At 55.5% G+C, this 21156-nt stretch carries 18 protein-coding genes; 15 read left to right on the top strand and 3 right to left on the bottom strand.

What is annotated here, in order from left to right:
• Nucleotides 1–8 precede the first annotated feature (8 nt).
• Both K0H79_RS08560 and K0H79_RS08555 read left to right on the top strand, forming a co-directional pair.
• Nucleotides 9–2102 carry a glycoside hydrolase family 13 protein gene (locus K0H79_RS08560; protein ID WP_220077953.1) on the top strand — a complete coding sequence of 698 codons (2094 nt, stop codon included), beginning with the start codon at nucleotides 9–11 and terminating at the stop codon, nucleotides 2100–2102.
• A gap of 5 nt (nucleotides 2103–2107) precedes the next feature.
• A complete protein-coding gene (locus K0H79_RS08555; RefSeq protein ID WP_220077952.1) occupies nucleotides 2108–3994 on the top strand; it encodes an alpha-amylase family protein in 1887 nt (628 codons plus the stop codon).
• 137 nt (nucleotides 3995–4131) lie between these two features.
• Here K0H79_RS08555 and K0H79_RS08550 read toward each other — a convergent pair whose 3' ends face one another.
• Nucleotides 4132–4776 carry an FMN-binding negative transcriptional regulator gene (locus tag K0H79_RS08550; protein ID WP_220077951.1) on the bottom strand — a complete coding sequence of 215 codons (645 nt, stop codon included), beginning with the start codon at nucleotides 4774–4776 and terminating at the stop codon, nucleotides 4132–4134.
• Nucleotides 4777–5187: 411 nt separating this feature from the next.
• Here K0H79_RS08550 and K0H79_RS08545 point away from each other — a divergent pair, with 411 nt between their 5' ends.
• Both K0H79_RS08545 and K0H79_RS08540 read left to right on the top strand, forming a co-directional pair.
• The gene (locus tag K0H79_RS08545; RefSeq protein ID WP_220077950.1) at nucleotides 5188–6744 is read left to right on the top strand and encodes an MFS transporter; all 1557 of its coding nucleotides are present in this window, start codon (nucleotides 5188–5190) and stop codon (nucleotides 6742–6744) included.
• The gene (locus K0H79_RS08540) at nucleotides 6725–9217 is read left to right on the top strand and encodes a glycoside hydrolase family 15 protein (RefSeq protein ID WP_220077949.1); all 2493 of its coding nucleotides are present in this window, start codon (nucleotides 6725–6727) and stop codon (nucleotides 9215–9217) included. The genes K0H79_RS08545 and K0H79_RS08540 overlap by 20 nt, the downstream gene beginning before the upstream one ends.
• Before the next feature lie 169 nt (nucleotides 9218–9386).
• On the opposite strand, the gene K0H79_RS08535 is transcribed toward K0H79_RS08540, so the two are convergent.
• On the bottom strand, nucleotides 9387–10421 hold the full coding sequence (locus K0H79_RS08535) for a LacI family DNA-binding transcriptional regulator (protein ID WP_220067632.1): 1035 nt from the start codon (nucleotides 10419–10421) through the stop codon (nucleotides 9387–9389).
• 103 nt (nucleotides 10422–10524) lie between these two features.
• Entirely contained in the window at nucleotides 10525–11211 is a 687-nt protein-coding gene (locus tag K0H79_RS08530) for a DUF3334 family protein (protein WP_220067631.1), read from the bottom strand.
• Between the two features lie 302 nt (nucleotides 11212–11513).
• Here K0H79_RS08530 and K0H79_RS08525 point away from each other — a divergent pair, with 302 nt between their 5' ends.
• The 11 genes from K0H79_RS08525 to K0H79_RS08475 all read left to right on the top strand — a co-directional run bounded on the left by K0H79_RS08525 (nucleotide 11514) and on the right by K0H79_RS08475 (nucleotide 21130).
• Nucleotides 11514–13130, top strand: a complete 1617-nt coding sequence (locus K0H79_RS08525; protein ID WP_220077948.1) for a methyl-accepting chemotaxis protein — start codon at nucleotides 11514–11516, stop codon at nucleotides 13128–13130.
• 144 nt (nucleotides 13131–13274) lie between these two features.
• Entirely contained in the window at nucleotides 13275–13673 is a 399-nt protein-coding gene (locus tag K0H79_RS08520) for an ACT domain-containing protein (protein WP_220077947.1), read from the top strand.
• 64 nt (nucleotides 13674–13737) lie between these two features.
• On the top strand, nucleotides 13738–13995 hold the full coding sequence (locus K0H79_RS08515) for an HPr family phosphocarrier protein (RefSeq protein ID WP_011759765.1): 258 nt from the start codon (nucleotides 13738–13740) through the stop codon (nucleotides 13993–13995).
• A 14-nt stretch (nucleotides 13996–14009) separates the two neighbouring features.
• Nucleotides 14010–15713 (top strand): phosphoenolpyruvate--protein phosphotransferase, encoded by a 1704-nt coding sequence (ptsP, locus tag K0H79_RS08510; RefSeq protein WP_220077946.1) that lies wholly within the window; start codon nucleotides 14010–14012, stop codon nucleotides 15711–15713.
• A 71-nt stretch (nucleotides 15714–15784) separates the two neighbouring features.
• Entirely contained in the window at nucleotides 15785–16294 is a 510-nt protein-coding gene (gene crr, locus K0H79_RS08505; protein WP_220067627.1) for a PTS glucose transporter subunit IIA, read from the top strand.
• An 89-nt stretch (nucleotides 16295–16383) separates the two neighbouring features.
• Nucleotides 16384–16728, top strand: coding sequence for an ArsC family reductase (locus K0H79_RS08500; protein ID WP_220067626.1), 345 nt, complete (start codon nucleotides 16384–16386; stop codon nucleotides 16726–16728).
• Nucleotides 16725–17873, top strand: a complete 1149-nt coding sequence (gene dapE, locus K0H79_RS08495; protein ID WP_220077945.1) for a succinyl-diaminopimelate desuccinylase — start codon at nucleotides 16725–16727, stop codon at nucleotides 17871–17873. Before K0H79_RS08500 ends, dapE begins: the two co-directional genes overlap by 4 nt.
• Complete coding sequence (locus K0H79_RS08490; RefSeq protein WP_258405502.1) at nucleotides 17864–18565, top strand: M15 family metallopeptidase; 702 nt, start codon at nucleotides 17864–17866, stop codon at nucleotides 18563–18565. The genes dapE and K0H79_RS08490 overlap by 10 nt, the downstream gene beginning before the upstream one ends.
• Nucleotides 18558–19385 (top strand): alpha/beta fold hydrolase, encoded by an 828-nt coding sequence (locus K0H79_RS08485; protein WP_220077944.1) that lies wholly within the window; start codon nucleotides 18558–18560, stop codon nucleotides 19383–19385. Before K0H79_RS08490 ends, K0H79_RS08485 begins: the two co-directional genes overlap by 8 nt.
• 137 nt (nucleotides 19386–19522) lie before the next feature.
• On the top strand, nucleotides 19523–20704 hold the full coding sequence (locus tag K0H79_RS08480) for a porin (RefSeq protein WP_220077943.1): 1182 nt from the start codon (nucleotides 19523–19525) through the stop codon (nucleotides 20702–20704).
• 12 nt (nucleotides 20705–20716) lie between these two features.
• Nucleotides 20717–21130, top strand: a complete 414-nt coding sequence (locus tag K0H79_RS08475) for a phosphate ABC transporter substrate-binding protein (RefSeq protein ID WP_220067622.1) — start codon at nucleotides 20717–20719, stop codon at nucleotides 21128–21130.
• Nucleotides 21131–21156 lie beyond the last annotated feature (26 nt).

The following is a 21156-nucleotide window of genomic DNA, read 5'->3' as shown; positions in this document are numbered from 1 at the left end:
AGGTTGCAATGGGGCAACTCACATTAAGCGCGCAGTGCGCTGCCATCCACAATCGCGTCGCCCGGCGCCTGTGCCTGACGGTGTTTTTCGGCTTAAGTGCGGCCACATCCACTGCCACCCTCTGCGCGCCCATGCAGGGACACGAAAGCGCCTTAAAAAGCAATACACTCAATCCCATCAGCCTCAGTCAGGTGCAGCATCCCGGCCATACGGTTACGGCGAATTCAGTGCAAGTCGAGCCAGTGACAGTCGAACCAGTGAAACTCGAACCAGTGAAAGTCGAGCCCCTGAATTGGTGGATTGGGATGCAAAACCCCCAGCTTGAATTGATGCTCACCGGCAAGAACATAGCCAGCGGGCAACTGCGTCTGGAAAATGCCCTTGGCGCAAAACTGCTGGAAACCATCCCCGGTGACAGCCCCAATTACCTGTTTGTGACACTCGATCTATCGAGCGCCAGGTCCGGCACCCTCACCCTGGTACTTAGCCTCCCCAAAAGCGCACAAAATCCGGCAACTGAGCTGAGAATCCCGTACGAGCTTAAAGAAAGAGCACCCGGCAGCAGCGAGCGTCAGGGTTACAGCAACATGGACGTGATGTACCTCATCACCCCCGACCGTTTTGCCAATGGCGATACGGCAAACGATGACCTGCCCGGTTTTGATGACAAGCCCAATAATCCGGTTTACAGCGAGCCTGGCAACAGCCATGACAACGCCCGCCACGGCGGCGATCTGGCCGGCATAGAGCACAGGCTCTATTATCTTAACGACCTTGGGGTCACCCAGCTTTGGATTAACCCGCTGCTTGAAAATCGTCAGCCGGCCTATTCCTATCACGGCTACGCCATCACAGATTTCTACCAAATCGATGCCCGCTTTGGCAGCAACAGCCAATATCAGGCACTGGTCAGCAAAGCGGCCAATAAGGGCCTTGGCGTCATCATGGACGTGGTGCTTAACCATATGGGGTCAGGCCACCCCTGGATGCAGGATTTACCCTTTAACGACTGGGTCAATCCCAAGGGGCAGCACACCAGCCACAGGCGTACGGCGGTTCAGGATCCTTACGCTGCACCCAAAGATGCCGCCGCCTTTACCGACGGCTGGTTTGTAGACAGCATGCCAGACCTCAATCAGCGTAATCCCCACCTCGCCACCTACCTAATTCAAAATAACCTCTGGTGGATTGAATACGCCGGGCTGTCGGGCCTGAGAATCGACACCTGGTCTTACTCAGACAAGGCGTTTCTCAAGACGTTTTCCGAGGCCATCATGGCGGAATACCCCCATTTCAACATGGTGGGCGAAGAGTGGAGCGGCAATCCTGCGGTAGTGTCTTACTGGCAAAACGGTAAACAAAACCCCGATGGCTATCAAACCTCGCTGCCGGGACTTATGGACTTTCCCCTCTATGACGTGCTGCTGCAAGCCGTCAATGAAGAGGAGCGCTGGGGCACAGGCTTTATCCGTCTCTATGAGGCGCTGGCCAACGACCTCCTCTATCCCAACGCCCAAAATTTGGTGCTGTTTGAAGGCAACCACGATACCAATCGCCTCTACAGCCTGCTTGGGCGCGATATGAATAAGTTCAAGCTGGCCCTCGCCTATGTGCTGCTGTCCAATCGGATACCACAGATTTTCTATGGCACCGAGTTTGCCATGCAAAGTCCGGTAGAGGGTCGCAACGACGGCGCCGTGCGTGCGGATATGCCGGGCTTTGGCAAGGTTGCATTTGGTCAATCAGACATAGACGCCATGGCGGGCGACTCAAAAGAAGCCTTTGAGTTTATCCGTACCCTGCTGCATTTTCGTAAAACCTGTGATGCGGTGCACCGGGGTAAACTGGTGCATTTTGTACCGCAATTCGAACAACAACCGGGCGTCTATGTGCAGCTGCGTTTGGCGCCAGTTGATAATCCTAACGCCAAAAACCTGATGATTATCTTTAATAAAAATACGGTTCCTGTGATTCTGGATATGGGGCGCTTCACCGATTTCCTTCCCCTGAACACGAACGTGAAGAGTGTGCTAGATAACAGGCGTTTTTCATTGCCGGGCACACTCAATCTGTCTTCCCCCGTTACCCTGCTGGAGTTTTAATCCCGATGGCATTTGTTTCTTTTCGCCGCGCTCCCCTGCTGGCCCTGACCAGCCTGACCGCCCTGCTCGGCTGCAGCCCGGTGCAAAACACTAAAACCGATACAGAGGCACTGCAGCTTAAATCCGCAGACGCAGTAACGCTAAATCAAAAGGTAGCCGCGCCGTCGCCTCTGGTGTATCAGCTTTTGCCCCGTGTCTTTGGTAATCAAAACCTCACCAACACCCCCTGGGGCAGTATCGAAGAAAACGGCAGCGGTAAATTTGCCGATATCGATGAGGTGGTACTGGCCGACCTTAAACACATGGGGGTAACTCATGTGTGGTACACGGGCGTGTTGCATCATGCCTCTGTTACCGACTACAGCGCCTATGGTATCAGTCGGGACGATGCCGATGTGGTCAAGGGGCTTGCGGGCTCCCCCTACGCCATCCGCGATTATTACAATGTGGATCCCGACTTGGCGCTCGCCCCGGAAAACCGACTGGCGGAATTCAAAGAACTGATAGCGCGCACCCACAAAGCCGGGCTTAAGGTCATTATCGATATAGTGCCCAACCATGTGGCGCGCCATTACCAATCCCTGTCGGCGCCAGAGGGCGTACAAAGCCTGGGGGCAGGGGACGATACCCGTCAGGCCTACGCCAGAAACAACAATTTTTACTATGTGCCCGGCGCCGACTTTGAGGTGCCCGACGAGACAAACCGGCCTCCTGCCGCGAGTCTTAATAAGCTGAACGCGACACAGGACGGCCATTTTCACGAATCCCCGGCCAAATGGACCGGCAATGGTGCCACCAGCCCCAAACCCGATGCCTCTGACTGGTATGAAACCGTGAAGCTTAACTACGGGGTTACACCCGATGGCAAACATGATTTCCCCGAGGTACCGGCGGCGCTGGCCTTTGCCCCCATAGAGCAGCATCAGGGCTTTTGGTCCACCCAGAAAAGCCTGCCCGATACCTGGTACAAACTGCGGGATATCAGCCGTTTTTGGTTAAGCCTTGGCGTCGACGGCTTTCGCTTTGATATGGCCGAGATGGTACCCGTTTCCTTCTGGAGTTTTCTTGCAAGCGATATCAAGGCCATCAATCCGGAAGCATTGCTGATTGCCGAGGTCTACGAGCCCGCACGTTACCGGGACTTTATCGGCCGTGGCAAACTGGACTTGCTCTACGACAAGGTGGGGCTTTACGACACGCTGAAAGCCATCAGCCAGCAAGGCATAGCCAATCCAGATGCTGTGGATACGGCCCAAATCGGAAAGCGGTTAACCGAAATCCGCGACATCGCCCCTCAGATGCTGCACTTTTTGGAAAACCACGACGAGCAGCGTATCGCCAGCCCCGAGTTTTTGGGCAGTGCCAAGCGTGCCTTGCCGTCACTGGCGGTATCCCTCTATGCCACCGAAGGGCCTTTCCTGCTCTACTTCGGCCAGAGCCTCGGTGAGGATGGCAGCGAAACCGGCGGCTTTGGCAAACCCAGCCGCACCAGCATATTCGACTATGTAGCCGCACCTGCCATGGCCCGCTATCTGAAAAGGCCGGACACGAAAGAAGCCAGTAAAGGGGCAGCCAGCATGGAAGCAGCCGGACAGGGGCAACTACTGGGCGTTGCCAGTTTGCCCGAAGAGCTTGAACTCAGGCAGGCCTACAGTGACATGTTGGCACTTGCCGACACCATCAAGTCGGCCGGAGAACTTAAGATTTTGCCATCCAGTGGCCCCGTGTTCGCTTTTCGCCGGGGGCCGTATCTGGTCACGGTAAACTTCTCCGATAAAGCCGCTGTCATTGAGACATTTAACGGGAAAGCGCCGAAGCCCATCCTCAGTATTCCGGCAAGTCAGCAAACTGAACTCGCCCCCTGGGGCGTGCGCGTCAGTCTTGTCCCATAACCGGGCAATCTGATGCTGCTGTGGCGATCATGCCTCACAAACATCGGGGCCCGGGAGCTGACTGCCCCCGGGCCCGGACTTAAGCATATTGGGCAGACAATTCAAGGTTCAGTTGGCATAACCGTTCTGCTCCGGGCTTACTGGTCGGGCGCTGTGTCCGGCTCGATACCAAGTCCCAGTCCCATTCGCTTCATTTCACGGTACAAAGCCATGTCATCAAGCCGTTCGGAGGACTTGAGCGCCGCTGAAACGCCCTCTTGATCGCCCATCTTACGATGCTGACCCAGTTTGGCCTTGGCCTCGATGCGTTCTACCACAATCTCAAAGGCGACTATGGCCTTGCTCAATTTGCCGACATAATCTTTTGGCATCAGGGTCTCGTCCTGCCATAAGTCGGGTTCAAATCGGGCTATGGTGTGTTTAAGCACCGCCGCAACACTTCCGTCATCTTCTTTATCATCAAGCAACTTAAAGGTGCCATACACATGGGCCGCACTGTAGTTCCAGGTAGGTACAGCGGGTTTTGCCTGATACCAACGGGGGCTGATGTAGGCGTGGGGGCCTGAAAACACCGCCAGCACCGCCTGACCATCCAGAGCTCGCCACTGGCCGTTGGCCCTCGCCATATGCCCAATAATCCTGCGCCTGTCACTGTCAAACAGCAGCGGCAAATGACTTGCCACCAGACCATCCTGGTTGGAGATAAGTAAGGCAAAGGGATGGTTATCAATTAAACTCACAGCCTCAGCATCGGTGAGACTCATGGCGGCGGGAATGTACAATTCGGGCTCCTTCAATCAACGCTAACAGCAGCTTAACACCCAGAGATTTGCGCACAAGCCCAATAACAAAAATGGCAACTATTTCAGTCAGTAATGCATATTCGCCAAGGCAACAGCATGTTGCGCGCAGGTTATTCAACGGGGATGAATACGTATGTAAGTAGTTGTCACTTATCCTGTACGCCGTTTAGGATGAATGCGCTGATTATGAGCCCCTTCGGGGGCTGGGTCGTTACGGAAGAATGGACCTTCCGGCTTTGGAGTACCTCGCCCGACTTCGCTTCCACGAAGTGGGAACAGGTCTTGGGCGGCGAGCGTCTGAGGGAGGCTCTCGCCGCTGATTTTTTGTATCCGATAATAAAAGGGCTGCCGTGACTTCACTGCGGTAAAAGCACCCACAACAGGACACCTATGACTTCCCACACATCCCCACTCAGAGACAAGCCGCCACTGTCATTCTGGCAAATTTTCAACATGTGTTTCGGCTTCCTCGGTATCCAGTTTGGCTTTGCACTGCAAAACGCCAACGTCAGCCGTATTTTCCAGACCCTGGGTGCCAGCATCGATGATATCCCCATTCTGTGGATAGCGGGCCCCCTCACCGGCCTTCTGGTTCAGCCCATAGTGGGTTATCTGTCCGACAACACCTGGAACCGCTTTGGGCGTCGTCGCCCCTATTTCCTGATTGGCGCTGTGCTGACCACACTGGCGCTGTTCATCATGCCCCACTCGCCCTATCTGTGGGTAGCGGCCGGCATGCTGTGGATCATGGATGCCTCTATCAATATCGCCATGGAGCCGTTTCGCGCCTTCGTGGGGGATAAGCTGCCGGAATCACAGCGGGCCAAGGGCTTTGCCATGCAAAGCTTTTTTATCGGCGTAGGCGCCGTAGTGGCATCCGCACTTCCTTATTTGCTGTCTAACTTTGCCGGCGTATCCAATATCGCGCCCGAAGGACAGATTGCCGACACTGTGCGTTACTCCTTTTATCTTGGCGGTGTTGTGCTGCTCGCTGCCGTAGGCTGGACCATTGTCAGCAGCCGCGAATACAGCCCGGAAGAACTCAGCCGCTTTAAGGGACACGAGCAAACCGGATTTGAACGCGAACATGGCCGTACGCCTGAGGCATATCGAAAAGGCGCCCTGGTATGGAGCACCCTGGGCCTTGCTATCACAGTCGCCACCTTTGTCGCCAATCTCGATAAGCAGCTGTATCTGCTTGGTCTTGGCGTGTTCGCCTTTGGCCCGCTGCAATGGTACTGCGCTCAGCGTTTAACCGCGGCAGGCAAGCGCAGCGGAAAGCTTGGAATGGTATTTGAAGTGGTAGATGACCTCTTCCACATGCCCCATGCCATGAAGCGTCTGGCGCTGGTGCAGTTTTTCTCCTGGTTTGCCCTGTTTGCCATGTGGATCTACACCACGGCAGCGGTGACCTCCTACCACTATCACAGCAGTGACGTGCTCTCCAAAGCCTACAACGACGGCGCGGACTGGGTAGGAGTGCTCTTTGCCTCTTACAACGGTTTTGCGGCACTGGCCGCCATGGTGATCCCGCTGCAGTGCATGCTGCTGGGCCTTAAGGGCGCTCACATCATGAATTTGTGCCTCGGCGGCCTTGGGCTGATGAGCTTTTACCTGATTGCCGACCCGGCCATGTTGTGGATACCCATGATAGGCGTTGGCTTTGCATGGGCTTCTATCCTGTCTGTGCCCTATGCCATGCTTTCCACCAGCCTGCCGGGCAACAAGCTTGGTGTATACATGGGGATCTTCAACTTTTTCATCGTCATCCCCCAGCTGGTGGCCGCCACTGTGCTTGGTTTTATTCTCAAGAGCCTGTTTGGCAATGAACCCATCTACGCTCTTATCCTCGGTGGCAGCGCCATGGTGCTGGCCGCCCTGTCAGTGCTTTTTGTCCCTGCCAGAGAGCAGGAACCCGGGCGCGGCAATGCCGCTGCCCAGGTCTAATTATCAGGGAGACGCTTTCGTGCCAGTGACCCATTCTTCTTCGCTTCGAGCCCTCAGCCTTGCCATTGCGGCAGCACTGGGTGTTTCTGCCTGCCAACAGGCCCCCGCCCCCCAGGAAACCATTCAGGATAAGGCGGTTGTGAAAGTTGCCCCGGGCGCCCCCGGCACTACGCCCTTGTGGGCCTTCGCGGGTAAAACCGGGATCGGTACCAGTTATGAGCCCTATGTGGACGGCGCTTATGTGAGTACCGCCGAAAACCCGGTGAGCCGGGTGTGGTTTTCGGTGGCCAATGGCGTGCTGACCGAAACCATGTATGGCCTTATTCACAATGCCCAGTTGCGTGAACTGTCCTTTATTATTAAGGGCAAGGATTTTGTCGATTTTGAAGCCAAGGATGCCAACCACCAGCAGGACTATCTGCACCTGGATGACAAAGGGCTTCCGGAGTCCCTCGCACTGCGGCTAACCAGTACGGATAAGGAGCAGAAATACCGTATCAAGAAGGAGATAGTCACAGATCCCCATCGGGATTCTCTTGTCATGCGGGTCACCATTGAGGCTCTTGAAGACGGCATCACCCCATTCCTGTATGCCGATCCGCACATCGACAATGGTGGCGCCGACGACATGGCATACCTGTCTAACACGGGGTTTGTGATAACCGACAAGACGCAGGACTCCAGCGCCTTAAGCCTGGAAATCAGCGCAGATTTCGTGCGCCGACAGGTGGGTTTTGAAGGGGTATCCAGTGGCGTTGAGGCCATCATGGCGGGCACTCCCCTGACCGGTTACAGCCAGACCTTTACCGATGCCGCCGCGCCCCAGGTGGGTAACGTGGCCCTCACCGGCGAGCTGAAAACCCTCGCCAGGGGCGAAACCCTCAGCTTTGATGTGGTACTGGGCTTTGGTCTGGGCGCTGATGCGGCCACAGCCAACGCAAAGGCGTCGCTCACAGCAGGCTTTGATGCGCTGGCACAGGACTTCAGAGGTAACGACACAACACCTGGCTGGCGACAGTATTTGGCGTCCCTGCCTGCCCTCAGTGCCATGGGCAGTGCCACGGCAGATAATGGCCGTCTCCTTAACCTGAGTGCCATGGTGCTCAAGGCGCAGGAAGACAAAACCCATGCGGGGGCCCTGATTGCGTCTCTCTCCAACCCCTGGGGCGATACCATTCCAGCGGTTACGCCAAGCACAGGCTACAAGGCCGTTTGGCCAAGGGATTTCTATCAGTGCGCCATGGCGTTTTTGGCCATGGGTGATACCCAAACCCCCAAGGTCGCTTTTGAGTACCTCAAACAGATTCAGGCAGGCCCTGCCCTCAAAGGCTACGAAGGGGCGCCCGGTTGGTTCCTGCAAAAGACCCATGTGGATGGACAAATTGAATGGGTTGCCGTGCAGCTGGACCAAACCGCCATGCCCATCATGCTCGGCTGGAAGCTGTGGCAAGCAGGTGAACTCAGCGATGATGAGGCGCGTCAGTGGTATCAGGATATGCTCAGAAGCGCAGCCGACTTTTTGGTGAGCGGCGGTGACATCAAACTCGACTGGAATGCGCGCACCATCACTCCACCGAGCACCCAACAGGAACGCTGGGAAGAGCAAGCGGGCTTTTCACCCTCCACCATGGCGGCAGTGATAACAGGATTGCAGGCAGCTGCTGCCCTTGCCGAGCATGCGGGCGACAGCGAAGGGGCGCAGAAATACCTCGCAGCCGCTACGCGCTACAGTGAGCAGCTCGAAGTGCGTACAGTAACAAACAAAGGGCTGCTGTCGGATAAACCCTATATTCTGCGGATTTCACCGGAGGGTGCGCCCGATACCGACGCCAAGCTCGCCGACAATAACGGTCGTCCCGGGCTGGATCAGCGTCAAATTCTCGATGGCGGCTTCCTGGAGTTGGTACGTTATGGTGTACGCGGCGCCGACAACCCACTGGTTGTGAATACCCTGGCTCTGGTGGATGACAAGACCCTGGAAGACAATCTGCGCATCCGCTACGACTTCTCCACGGCGCAGGGACAGGCTTTTCCGGGCTTCAGACGTTATGGTAACGACGGTTACGGTGAAGATACCGTTACCGGCGCCAACTATGCCGAAAATGGCAGCAACAGTGCCAATCAGCGTGGACGGGTATGGCCCTTTTTTACCGGTGAACGGGGTCATTACGAGCTTGCCAAGGCCACGCTGGGAGGCAAGCCCCTCAGTGATGCCGATAAGCAGCGGTTAATCGGCACCTACGTTGCGGGGATGGAAAGCCTTGCCAACGGCGGTGGTATGTTGCCGGAACAGGTGTGGGACGGTGTGGGCGATGCCACCCGCTTTGGCTATCGTCTGGGTGATGGTACCAACTCGGCTACGCCCCTCGCCTGGACCCACGCCGAATACGTGAAACTGGTACGCTCTGTCCATGATGCAAAGGTGTGGGATAACTACCCCTTCGGCAAGCAGACAGCCCCTGAGACAAAGTAAGTCCTGAGGCAAAGCAGCACCTGCTGCACTTGCCGCTGAGAATAAAAAAGGAGCCATCGTGCTCCTTTTTTATTGCTCAAGTTTATTGCTGCGATCTATCGCTGTAATTTTTGCCTTGCATCAGGCGGCGCCAGTGACCGGGTTCATCTGCCCCGATAGTTGAGCGCTGTTAACTGTTAAGGTCAATGCCGCAGGATTTCCTCACCACCAGACTGGTTGGGATTAACCTTGGGGGCACGGTCTCGCCGTGAATGAGCTTCAGAAGGCTTTCCACCAGCATTTCGCCTGCCAGTTGGGTGTTTTGCTTAATGGTGGTCAGTGGTGGATTGGCAAAGCTTGCCACGGGAATATCATCGTAGCCCACCACAGCCACGTCTTCGGGTACCCGCAGTCCTGCCTCTTTCAATGCCCTGATGGCCCCGATGGCAATCAAGTCACTGGCGGCAAAGATGGCGTCAAACTGGGCACCCTTGCGAATAAGCTTGTTGGCGGCATCAAAGCCGGCACTTTCAGTGCTGATGGCATCCACCTGGCAGCGCTTATCGACCACAAGGCCGGCATCTTTGAGTGCCCGTACATGGCCAAGGTAGCGATCGCGAAATTCTGGGCTGTGGCTTGATGCATCCCCCAAAAATGCCACCGACTTGCGGCCAAGGGACAACAAGTGCTCGGTGGCTATCAAACCGCCCTGCTGATTGTCACAGCCCACAGAAGCGACCGTCGACTTGTTGTGCTCAGCACCCCAAATCACAAAATGGGTATTTTGCGCCAGCAAGCGCTCCAGCTTGTGCTCGTAGTCAACAAAGTCACCGTAGCCCAGCAGAATAATGCCATCGGCTTTGTTACTGTCTTCATAGTCGGCGTGCCAGTCGCTGGAAAGCTGCTGGAAAGACACCAACAAATCATAGCCCTGCTTGGCAGTAGCCCGGGTAATCGAGCCCAGCATCGACAAAAAGAACGGATTAATCAACGAGTCGTCGTTGGTGGGGTCTTCGCAAAGGAGCAGCGCCAGGGTATGGCTGTTTTGGGTGCGCAGGTTACTGGCGTTTTTATCGACCTTGTAGTTGAGTTCGCGGGCAATGGCACGGATTTTTTCCTTGGTTTCCGGACTCACCAAGGGGCTGTCCCTCAGGGCACGGGACACCGTGGACTGGGACACACCCGCCCGATAGGCAATATCAATAGAGGTCGCTTTACTCGCCATAACAGGACTCTTGTTATATTTGCTCGGGCCACAGGCCACCGCCCCGACACAGAGCGGCAAGCCCATGGTAAATCAAGTGCAATTCCTTGTATAGCAAGCGACTTTAGATCCCCAGCTCATCGAGCAAATCATCAGCATCATCGGCGACTATGCCCTTGCCGGCCATCTGAGACCAGGGGGACTTGGCATTGCCGTGTTGCTCAATCAGGAAATCCGGATCGAACTCCTCGTCCAACTCGAACTCCCGGGTTTTGACAAACTCTGTCTTGTCCATGGCAAATTCAAGATAAAAGATGTGATTGCTTTCGGTCATAAAAGACACGCGGCGGATCACAGGTTCATCCAGATTGGCATCGATGGAGATGGTGATTTCCTTGTTGATGGTCAGCATCTTCGGCTGACTTTGACTGATGGAGGTTTGCAGCTCCTTGGACACCTTACCGATAAAGTCTCCCAGGATCTGGTTCATCAGCTCACCCATCACGTTACCCACTTCATCGGAGTTGTGGGAAAACGCCAGCTCGCTTTCAGGCATGCCCATGTTGAGCATATAACGGCGATAGATTTCCACGGCGGAAGCGGCCGAGAAGTTAATCACCACCAATCCCGAAAACCCACCATCAAAAATGGAAAAACAGCCCAGATCCGGCTTTAAACGGGTGCTGGAGATATTCTGCACCATGGCCGCATGGGTGACCCTGCTGCCACTGGTGTGGGACAGCACATGGGACACCGAATGACAGAGTTTCAGTAATATGTCTTCTGAGGTAACTATCTGAGTAACACTCATCTTTATCCGCCTTTTGATTGAATTAGTTAATCTTGCGCATAAAATCACTTGAAATCAAAGTCAAAACAAACGATTAACCTGATAAGCGTCTATTTTATCGGCAACGGGTGCGTGCGCTGTTTATCTCCCACTATACACCTTCGTCCCGCGATGATGCCCGGTCTCTTTGAAACAGGGCAGTAACAGAGTCGGGCAAGGATCACGGATTTACACTTTTACCCTGGGATTTACACCAAGGTCGCACAGATTGACCATAGCTATCTGATAGACTCTTGCCTGCCCTACAGCTTACGGAGACGGCCATGATTGCCTTCCTCAGAAAATTCACCATCTTACAGCGTCTGATCATGATGTTGGCGCTGGCAGCCCTTGGCACCTTCTGCTTCGCGGCCTTTAATATCCAGGAACAGTACAACAACCTTGAGCAGCAAAAATGGCTTCAAAATGATGGCCAGCTGGATACTGTGCTGTCTTTGTTAGAGGTGCACAAACAGCAGGTGCAGCAGGGGCAAATCAGCGAAGCAGATGCCAAGGCTGAAGTGGCGAGTCTTATCAATGCCGCGCACTATGGCAATGGTGGCTACTTTATCGTGGTGGATGCTGAGGGTCAGATCCTCGCCGCCGGTGGTCAGTCGCAGAAAATTGGCACCCGGGTGAACGACAAATCCATCCAAAACCTGGTCAGCGATGCCCGCAGCAAGGGCAAGGCCATTGCCGAAATAGAAACCCTGAATCCGGACACGGGTAAAACCGGCACCCAGCTGGCCGAGGCCCGTCAATTTGCCCCCTGGCAGTGGACTGTTATCACCGGGGCCTTTGTGTCCGATGTCAATGCCGCCATGGAAACCGCCATCTGGAATACGCTCATCATTATGATGCTGATTTCCACGCCGCTGTTTGCCCTCTTTATGGCGCTCAATCATTCCATCACCTCGCCCCTCACCCGCGCCATTGAGGCGCTGGAAGACATCGCCGACGGCGAAGGGGATCTGGGCGCCAGACTGAACACCGAGGGCAAAGATGAGGTGGCTCACCTCGCCAAGGCCTTTAATCGCTTTGCCGAAAAAATCGGTAAGTTAATTAAAGACATCAAGCCAATGGGCGATGAACTCACTGAAGATGCCCAGGCCTTGAGCCAGGCGGTGGAAACGGCCAATCGCAGCAGTGAACAAATCCATCGTGAAACCGAGAGCGTCGCCGCCGCCATTCATCAGATGCTCGCCACCAGCCAGGAAATGGCTCACAACACCCAGCAGGCAGCCGATTCAGCGGCACAGGTGAAGGGGCAGGCCCAGGAAAGCCAGTCGCTGATGACCAGCACATTAAAACAGACAGAATCCCTGGTGGAAAAACTGAAGGCCGCAGAGCTGACCACGTCGCGACTTGGCGCCGCCTCCGGCCAGATTGGCAGCATTCTCGATGTTATCCGCGCCATTGCCGAACAAACCAACCTGCTGGCGCTCAACGCCGCAATCGAAGCCGCCCGTGCCGGCGCCCATGGTCGAGGATTCGCGGTTGTGGCCGATGAGGTGCGTGCCCTTGCGAACCGCACCCAGCAGTCCACCAATGAAATTCAGAAAATCATCAGTGAAATTCAGGCCGGTATCGGCGATGTCACCGCCTCCAACAGTGCCAACCAGACACTGTCGGAATCGCTGCAGGGTCAGGCCCGTCAGGCAGGTGCCTCCATGGATGCCATCCTGTCGCTGGTGGCCCACATTAACGACATCAATACCCAGCTTGCCAGTGCGACTGAAGAGCAGTCACTGGTCACCGAAGAAATCAATCGCAATATCAGCAATATTTCAGAGCAAATGCAGCTCGCGGTCGAGTCCAACGAAGGCAATCGACATGCCGCAGGCTCGCTGCAATCCATCAGCCGGGCACTGGCCAAGGCCCTCGGGCACTTCAAGGTTTGATGGTATTGACTCCATGAAAAAGTAAAAAGGGGGACCACAGTGTCCCCCTTTTTATGCGTCCGAATTGTGCTAGGCTAGGCGTTAACCCATGCACAAAAGCTTGCACAAATTCTGCCGTTTCAGGCTCCTTCAGGAGGACCATTAGTGCGTTTAACCCTTGCCTTGCACGCCAGGCTATACAGCATTCACAGCTTCAGCCCGGAGACTCCGGTGCCTGCCGAGGTGTTCGCGCAGCAGATGTTCTTCATCGGCAAAACCCGGGAAGAGCTCTCTGTGGTGGTGCCCTCAGAGCTGGAGCTGGACAGCCTGGAAGCCGAAACCAATTGGATATGCCTCGAAGTGCTTGGGCCACTGGGGTTTTCCATGACAGGGATTTTGTCGCGCATCTCGGCCATTCTGGCCGAAAACCACATCAGCATTTTTGCCATTTCAACCTTTGATACCGACTACATTCTGGTCAAAAAGGAGAAACGGGAGCTGGCGGTGGCGGCACTGAAAAAAAACGGGTATCAGATCATCGACCATCCCCAAACTGCCGACTGAGTGCCTTGCTCCTTTCGCCACCTTGTTGGACAATAGCGCCATTCTTTGGAAGACAATTGAAGCCATGTACGAAAAAACTGTCACCATCACTGCGCCCCATGGGATCCACACCCGCCCCGCCGCCCTCTTGGTCAAAGAGGCCAAATCCTTTGAATGTGACGTGATAGTCGAATGTAATGGCAAGCAAGCCAGTGCCAAGAGCCTGTTTAAGTTACAGACCCTGGGCCTTTATCAGGGGGTTAATGTCCGGGTCTTTGCCCAGGGCCCCCAAGCCGAAGACGCCGTTGAAAGAGTCTCGGCGCTACTGGTCACATTAAGCTGAAAGCCGGAGGCATGATGCAGGTTAACGGAATAGCCATCAAACCCGGTGTCACCTTCGGTGAAGCCCTTCATTTCAATACCGGGCACAAGCCGCTTGACTACCGCATTCTGCCCATCAAGCGTATTCCCCAGCAGCTGAGCCGCCTCGACGGTGGCTTGGCCAGACTCAAGCAGCAGTTGACTGCCAGCCTGCAGGCGCTGGACAGCCAAAGCGATGCCTATGCACTGGTGGAAGCAGACCTTCTTTACCTGGACGACCCGGATCTTCGCACGCACATTGCCGACACTATCACCCAACTGCAATTTTCGGCCTGTGTATCCATCGAACGTGTCTTTGCCCACCAGGCGAGCGAACTGGAAGCACTGGACGACCCTTACCTGGCCCAGCGCGCCGAAGATGTACGAAGCCTGGGCAAACGCCTTATCCAAGCCGTTTTCGGTCAGCCGGGGCAAGAGCCCGGCAAGCTCAAGGTGCCTACCATACTGCTGGCGGACGATATCAGCCCGGCGGAGTTTGCCGTGCTGCCGCTGGAAAATGTTGCCGGTATCGTGCTCAAGTCCGGTGGCTTAACCAGCCACACAGCCATTCTGGCCCGGGCTGCGGGCATTCCGGCACTCCTTAGCTGCCCCTACAGCGAGCTGGGAATTAACAACGGTGACAAGCTTGCCATCGACGGTGATGCCGGCGCCCTCTATCGCAACCCTGAGGGTGAAGAACTCGAACTGCTGCGCCAGCACGAAGCATCGGCACGCGTAGCAAGGGAGCAGCTCGACCAATATCGTGACAAACCCGCCATGACGCTGGATGGTCATGAGATAAGTCTGCTCGCCAACGTCGGGAACCTGAACGACGTGCTCAAGGTGTCTGGCCTTGGCGCCGACGGCATAGGGCTGCTTCGTACCGAATTTATGTTGATGCACTCGGCCACCCTCCCCGACGAACGCGCCCAGTACCAGCTGTACTCCGATGCCATTCATGCACTTGAGGGACGGGTGTTGACCATACGTACCCTGGATATAGGTGCCGACAAAGAGTTGCCCTGCCTGTGTCAGGTCAAAGAAGAAAATCCCGCGCTGGGCCTCAGAGGCATTCGCTACACACTCGCCAATCCGCAACTCCTCAAAACCCAGTTAAGAGCCGTGCTCAGAGCCGCGAATCACGGCCATGTGCGCCTGATGTTCCCCATGGTCAATCAGGTGGAAGAGCTGGATGCGGTGCTGGCGCTGCTGGAAACCTGTCGCCGAGAGCTGGACGATGAAGAAAAAGGTTTTGGCGATATCAGCCTTGGCATAGTGGTGGAAACGCCCGCCGCCGTGCTCAACCTGCCAGCCATGTTACCCGTGCTGGACTTTGTCAGCATAGGCACCAACGACCTTACCCAATACGCCATGGCGGCTGACAGGGGCAACCCTTGTCTTGCCAGGGATTATCCTGCGCTCTCGCCCGCCGTGCTGAGGCTTATCAGCATGACGCTGCAGAGTGCCCGCAGTCAGGATGTGAAGGTGTCGCTGTGCGGTGAAATGGGCAGCGATCCGCGCCTTGTTCCACTGTTAATCGGCCTTGGCTTCGATGAGCTCAGTGTTAACGTGGGCGCCATGCTCGAAGTCAAAGCCGCCATTTGCCGTCAGGAGTTCAGCCGCTGTACCCAGCTTGCCGGGCGCGCCCTGATGGCAGACCGATTATCCGAGCTCGATGCCTGTATAAGTAGCTATAAATAAGCTAAATGTTTCAGTATGATGTCTTTTTCGCTGACGCCAAGATCAGCCTATAAACCAAGGGGTACGCAGTCATGGGATTTTTCAGCCGAATTCGGCGACTGATTTCCGGGGCGCCAACCATTGAAGGTGGCATTGCCATACTCGCGCCGGTTTCCGGCGAGATTTATCCCATAGAGAAGGTGCCCGACGTGGTGTTTGCCGAGAAAATCGTCGGTGACGGCATAGCCATCGCCCCCGAGGGTGACACCATTTATGCCCCCATTGATGGCACCATAGGCAAAATTTTCGAGACCAACCATGCCTTCAGTATCGAGTCCCCACAGGGGCTGGAACTGTTTGTGCACTTTGGTGTGGGCACCGTTGAACTCAGGGGCAACGGCTTTAAACGCCTCGCCGAAGAAGGCCAACAAGTGAAAGCCGGCGATCCCATACTGGCGTTTGATCTGGCATACCTTCGCGAACACGCCGATAGCCTGCTTACCCCAGTGGTACTGGCAAACATGGAAGACATCAAGTACCTGGAAAAATCCCAGGGCCGGGTCGAAGCCGGCAAAGACGTGATATTTACCGTCGAAATCTGAAATTCATTCACAGGGGTCGCGAGGCACTTGAGGGGCGTAATCCCCCATGCCACAATGCGGCCCTTTCCTTTTGCAGATGGAGCGCCCCAGTGACACTCTTTGGCATTAAAAATTGCGATACCGTGAAAAAGGCCCGCAAATGGCTCGAAGCCAATGGCCATAACGTCCCTTTCCATGATTTTCGTGTCGATGGTCTGGCTGCCGAGCAGTTGAATGACTGGGTTGCGCGCATCGGATTTGAGCCGCTGCTCAATAAAAAATCCACCAGTTTTCGCGCGCTTACCGACGAGCAAAAGCAAGATATAGACACCGACAAGGCCATTGCGCTGATGCTGGAATACCCTACGCTCATCAAAAGGCCGGTACTGGTAAAAGGCGACGCTGTTTACACCGGATTTAATGACAAGCTGTACAGCGAGGTATTTGGCCAATGAGCAGCCCAGACACCCACAGTGATGTGATTGAACTGACCCGCGAGCTCATCTCACGCCCGTCTGTCACCCCACTCGATGAAGGCTGTCAGGACCTGATGGCCAGACGCCTTGCCGCCATCGGCTTTACCCTAGAGCCCATGGTATTTGAAGACACCACTAACCTGTGGGCCCGCCGTGGCACCGAGGGGCCGGTGTTCTGCTTTGCCGGCCATACCGATGTGGTGCCGGTGGGCGATCTGAATCGCTGGCACACGCCCCCGTTTGATCCTGTGGTGATTGACGGTTATATCCATGGCCGCGGCGCCGCCGACATGAAAGGCTCCCTCGCCTCCATGGTGGTGGCCGCCGAGCGATTTGTGGCCGAGCACCCTGATCATCAGGGCTCCATCGCCTTTCTGATTACCTCCGATGAAGAAGGTCCTTTTATCAACGGCACTGTGCGGGTGGTAGAAACCCTCGAAGCACGCAATGAGAAAATAACCTGGGCACTGGTGGGCGAGCCATCCAGCACCCACTTGCTTGGGGACGTGGTGAAAAACGGCCGCAGGGGCAGCCTCACGGGTAACCTCATCGTCAAAGGCATTCAGGGCCATGTGGCCTACCCCCATTTGGCCGATAACCCCATCCACAAAGCGGCACCGGCCCTGGCTGAGCTGTCCCGTATCGAGTGGGACAAGGGTAATGAGTTCTTCCCGCCCACCAGTTTTCAGATTGCCAACATCAACGGCGGCACGGGCGCATCCAATGTCATCCCCGGTGAACTCAAGGTGATGTTCAACTTCCGTTACTCCACCGAAGTGACCGCCGAGACCCTGATTGCCCGCGTACTGGGTATTCTCGATGCCCATGGGCTCGATTACGACATCGACTGGGTGTTCAACGGTCTGCCCTTCCTCACCGGCGAAGGCCCGCTGCTGGATGCCACCCGTGAGGCCATTTTCGAAGTCACCGGCACCCATACTGACCCGCAAACCACCGGCGGCACCTCCGATGGCCGTTTTATCGCGCCCACCGGAGCGCAGGTCATTGAGCTTGGCCCGGTCAACGCCACCATCCACAAGGTGAATGAGTGCGTGAAGGCAAGCGATCTTGAGCTGCTCACCGGCTGCTACCAGCGCATTCTGGAAAAGCTGCTGTGCAACTGAGCTGGATTTACGGCGCCGCCGAGCCAAGGCTGGTAAGCCATGACGGGGTGATGATGCACCCCGCCGCGGCAGCGGCCTTTGCCGCCATGCAGCGGCAAGCCGCCAAGGCCGGCATTCAGCTTGCCGTGACCTCGGGTTATCGCAGCTTCGAACGCCAACTGGCTATCTGGAATGCCAAGGCCAGCGGTAAGCGCCCCTTACTGGATATCAATGGTCAGCCCGTTGATGCAACCGGGCTGGATGCAGACACCCTGATAGACACCATCTTGCTCTGGTCAGCGCTGCCGGGCTGCTCACGCCATCACTGGGGTAGCGATTTGGATGTATTTGATGCCACCCGGATAGACAGGGATGCGCTCAAACTGGAAGCCTGGGAATATGCCCAGGATGGCCCCTGCCACGCTATGGCCAACTGGCTGGGGGATCACTGTCAGGAGTTTGGATTTTTCCTGCCCTATCAGGCAGGTAAGAGTGGCGTCAGCCCCGAACCCTGGCATATCAGCTTCGCCCCGGCGGCCCAATTTGCTATCAATCAGTTTGATGTTAATCAGCTTAGGTCTGTGATTACCGCCAGTGACATGGCGCTCAAAGACACTGTACTGCTGCGACTGGACGCCCTGGTATCGCGCTATGTAAAGCACTTTGCCCCACCTTCTTTTCCCTTTGACGAGCTGGATTTACGTCATGAATGAATTTGAACAATATCGTAAAACCTTCACCTTGCCGGACACGGTTTTAAGTTATCTCGACATGGGCACAGGCCCCGTGCTGCTGCTCGGTCACAGCTATTTGTGGGACAGCATGATGTGGCAGGAGCAACTGGCGCTGCTGGCCAAAGATTTCCGGGTGATCGCGGTCGACCTGCATGGCCACGGACAATCGGGTCCTGTGCCATCAAGACTCAACAGCCTCACCGGCGTTGCCGAAGATATGCTGGCGCTGATGGACAGCCTCAATGTGGACACCTTCTCCATTGTCGGCCTCAGTGTAGGCGCCATGTGGGGGGCCGAATTGGTGCTGATTGCCCCGGCGCGGGTTCAGGCATTTGTCATGATGGACAGCTTTATCGGCTTTGAACCGGAAGTCACCCGTGCCAAGTACTTTGGCATGTTGGATGTCATCAAGGCGGCCGGTAGCGTTCCCGCGCCCATGATAGCGGCCATAGTGCCGCTGTTTTTCTCACACAATCCGGATCCGCGCCTCACGGCCACTTTTGCCGCCCACCTTGCAACACTCAAAGGTGAGCGTATCGCCGACATCGAACGCATGGGCCGTCTGGTGTTCGGGCGCCGCGATACCATGGATGATGTTGAACAGCTGACTCTGCCCGTGCTGGTGATGGTGGGCGTGGAAGACAAGGCCCGCAGTGTGCTTGAAAGCTACCTGATGCACGAAGCCATAGATGGCAGCACCCTGGTACACATTCCAGCTGCCGGGCACATCTCCTGCCTCGAAAACCCACAGTTTGTGAACGAAAAACTGTTGAGTTTTTTAACGACTCAACTGAAGTGATTTTCTCGTTGAATTGATCTTCAGCAAACTTGCTGACAAATCAGGGCCTTCGGGGCCCTTTTTTGTTACGAATTCGTGAATTCTCATACTTATCTACTAGCTTTAATACTGTCTTTCCCTCATAAGGACCCCAAGTCATGAGAATAAGTACAGTCGCAGCGACCATTGCTGCCCTGATGGCAACCCCGGCCGCATGGGCAGAGATTCAAATCAATGGATTTGCCTCCATCGTTGCCGGCAGCAGCCTGGACGATGACGAATCCCTCTACGGGTATGACAGCGAAATCGACTTCAACCAAAATACCAAGTTCGCCGTTCAGGTGGCCGCCGATCTGGGTGGCGGCCTGCGGGCTACAGCACAACTGTTGTCCCGTGGCCGGGATGATTATGATGTCGAATTTGAATGGGCCTACCTGTCCTACGACCTCACAGATAACCTGATGTTGATGGCCGGCAGACAGCGCTTCAACCTCTATAAGTATTCGGACTACATCGATGTGGGCTTCGCCTATCACTGGATAATGCCGCCACAGGGGGTGTATTCACTGCCCTTCAGCAGCGGTGAGGGTGTTGGTTTGGTCTACTCCACCCTCTGGGGTGATACAGACGTGGGGGTTACCTACAAATACATCACCTCTTCCATTGATGACTACGTTCCATCGGGCACCAGTGTCGACGCAGCGCCTTATTCCGCTAAAGGGCACATACTTAACCTCAACTTTACCACCGGAAATTTTGAGTACGGCCTGAATCTCGGGTATGTGTCTGAACTCAGCTACGAGTACCCCGACCTGATTGCCCTTGCTGCGGCAGTGGATGCGACAGGTCTGTTTCCGGCACAGGCAGTGGACGACATATTACCCATCGATGACTCCGCCACCATCATTGGTGTCCACGGCAAATACGATCCCGGAAACTGGTTTATTCTCGCCGAGTACACCAGCATTGACCTAGACCCCAGCGCCTTTGCCCTGCAGGATTCCGCCTTCGTATCCGGTGGTATTCGCTTTGGCACTGTAACGCTGCACGCCACCTATGGCTGGGATGAAAACAAGCCCCAGTACGAAGCGCTTGACGCCATGCTGCCTGTGTATAACGCGCTGCCCCCAGCGGCACAGGCACAGGTGGCGCCCCTCATCGGTCTTACAAAAATGGCGCTCGAAACCCAACAGCAGGACAGCTACTACTACACCCTCGGCATGCGATGGGATTTTCACAGCTCAGCAGCCTTTAAGGTGGAATACACGGACTTTACCAACGATAAAGGCCCGGCCACCGATGGGCAGGTACTGTTAATGGGCGTAGACCTGGTCTTTTAAGGAGGCTCTATCATGAAAATACTCTCTGCATTATGCGCCTGTGCCAGCCTGATGTTGTCTGTTGGTGCCATGGCCGAGGTGGTGGTTGTGGTGCATCCCAGTAATGGCGTCACCATGGACTCCGGCGATATCTCACGGATTTACCTCGGTAAACTCAAGTCCTTCCCCGGCGGCGGCCCCGTAGTTCCCCTGGATTTGAAAGAAGGCAGCAGCACCAGAACAGCCTTTGTGGACAAGGTGCTTGGCAAATCTGAAAGCCAGCTCAAAGCCTATTGGTCCAAACTGGTATTTTCCGGTCAGGGCCAGCCACCAAAGTCCGTTGACGATGCCGAAATGCTGAGTCTGGTGGCGTCCAATCCCAACATGATTGGCTTCGTGGATGCCGCCAACGTCAACGACACAGTTAAGGTAATCGCCCGTTTCTGAGGTAAACGCGTGTCTAAAAAGCAGGC

This window comes from Shewanella sp. FJAT-52076 (assembly GCF_019457455.1).
GTDB lineage: Bacteria > Pseudomonadota > Gammaproteobacteria > Enterobacterales > Shewanellaceae > Shewanella > Shewanella zhangzhouensis.
The sequence above is the reverse complement of the archived record's forward strand: the minus strand, read 5'-3'. Positions and strand labels throughout refer to the sequence as shown.

Bases quoted from the DNA above. Each gene is read 5' to 3' on its own strand.
- K0H79_RS08560 (WP_220077953.1), top strand. From the start codon at position 9: ATGGGGCAACTCACATTAAGCGCGCAGTGCGCTGCCATCCACAATCGC.
- K0H79_RS08555 (WP_220077952.1), top strand. From the start codon at position 2,108: ATGGCATTTGTTTCTTTTCGCCGCGCTCCCCTGCTGGCCCTGACCAGC.
- K0H79_RS08545 (WP_220077950.1), top strand. From the start codon at position 5,188: ATGACTTCCCACACATCCCCACTCAGAGACAAGCCGCCACTGTCATTC.
- K0H79_RS08540 (WP_220077949.1), top strand. From the start codon at position 6,725: ATGCCGCTGCCCAGGTCTAATTATCAGGGAGACGCTTTCGTGCCAGTG.
- K0H79_RS08535 (WP_220067632.1), bottom strand. From the start codon at position 10,421: ATGGCGAGTAAAGCGACCTCTATTGATATTGCCTATCGGGCGGGTGTG.
- K0H79_RS08530 (WP_220067631.1), bottom strand. From the start codon at position 11,211: ATGAGTGTTACTCAGATAGTTACCTCAGAAGACATATTACTGAAACTC.
- K0H79_RS08525 (WP_220077948.1), top strand. From the start codon at position 11,514: ATGATTGCCTTCCTCAGAAAATTCACCATCTTACAGCGTCTGATCATG.
- K0H79_RS08515 (WP_011759765.1), top strand. From the start codon at position 13,738: ATGTACGAAAAAACTGTCACCATCACTGCGCCCCATGGGATCCACACC.
- ptsP (WP_220077946.1), top strand. From the start codon at position 14,010: ATGCAGGTTAACGGAATAGCCATCAAACCCGGTGTCACCTTCGGTGAA.
- crr (WP_220067627.1), top strand. From the start codon at position 15,785: ATGGGATTTTTCAGCCGAATTCGGCGACTGATTTCCGGGGCGCCAACC.
- dapE (WP_220077945.1), top strand. From the start codon at position 16,725: ATGAGCAGCCCAGACACCCACAGTGATGTGATTGAACTGACCCGCGAG.
- K0H79_RS08485 (WP_220077944.1), top strand. From the start codon at position 18,558: ATGAATGAATTTGAACAATATCGTAAAACCTTCACCTTGCCGGACACG.
- K0H79_RS08480 (WP_220077943.1), top strand. From the start codon at position 19,523: ATGAGAATAAGTACAGTCGCAGCGACCATTGCTGCCCTGATGGCAACC.
- K0H79_RS08475 (WP_220067622.1), top strand. From the start codon at position 20,717: ATGAAAATACTCTCTGCATTATGCGCCTGTGCCAGCCTGATGTTGTCT.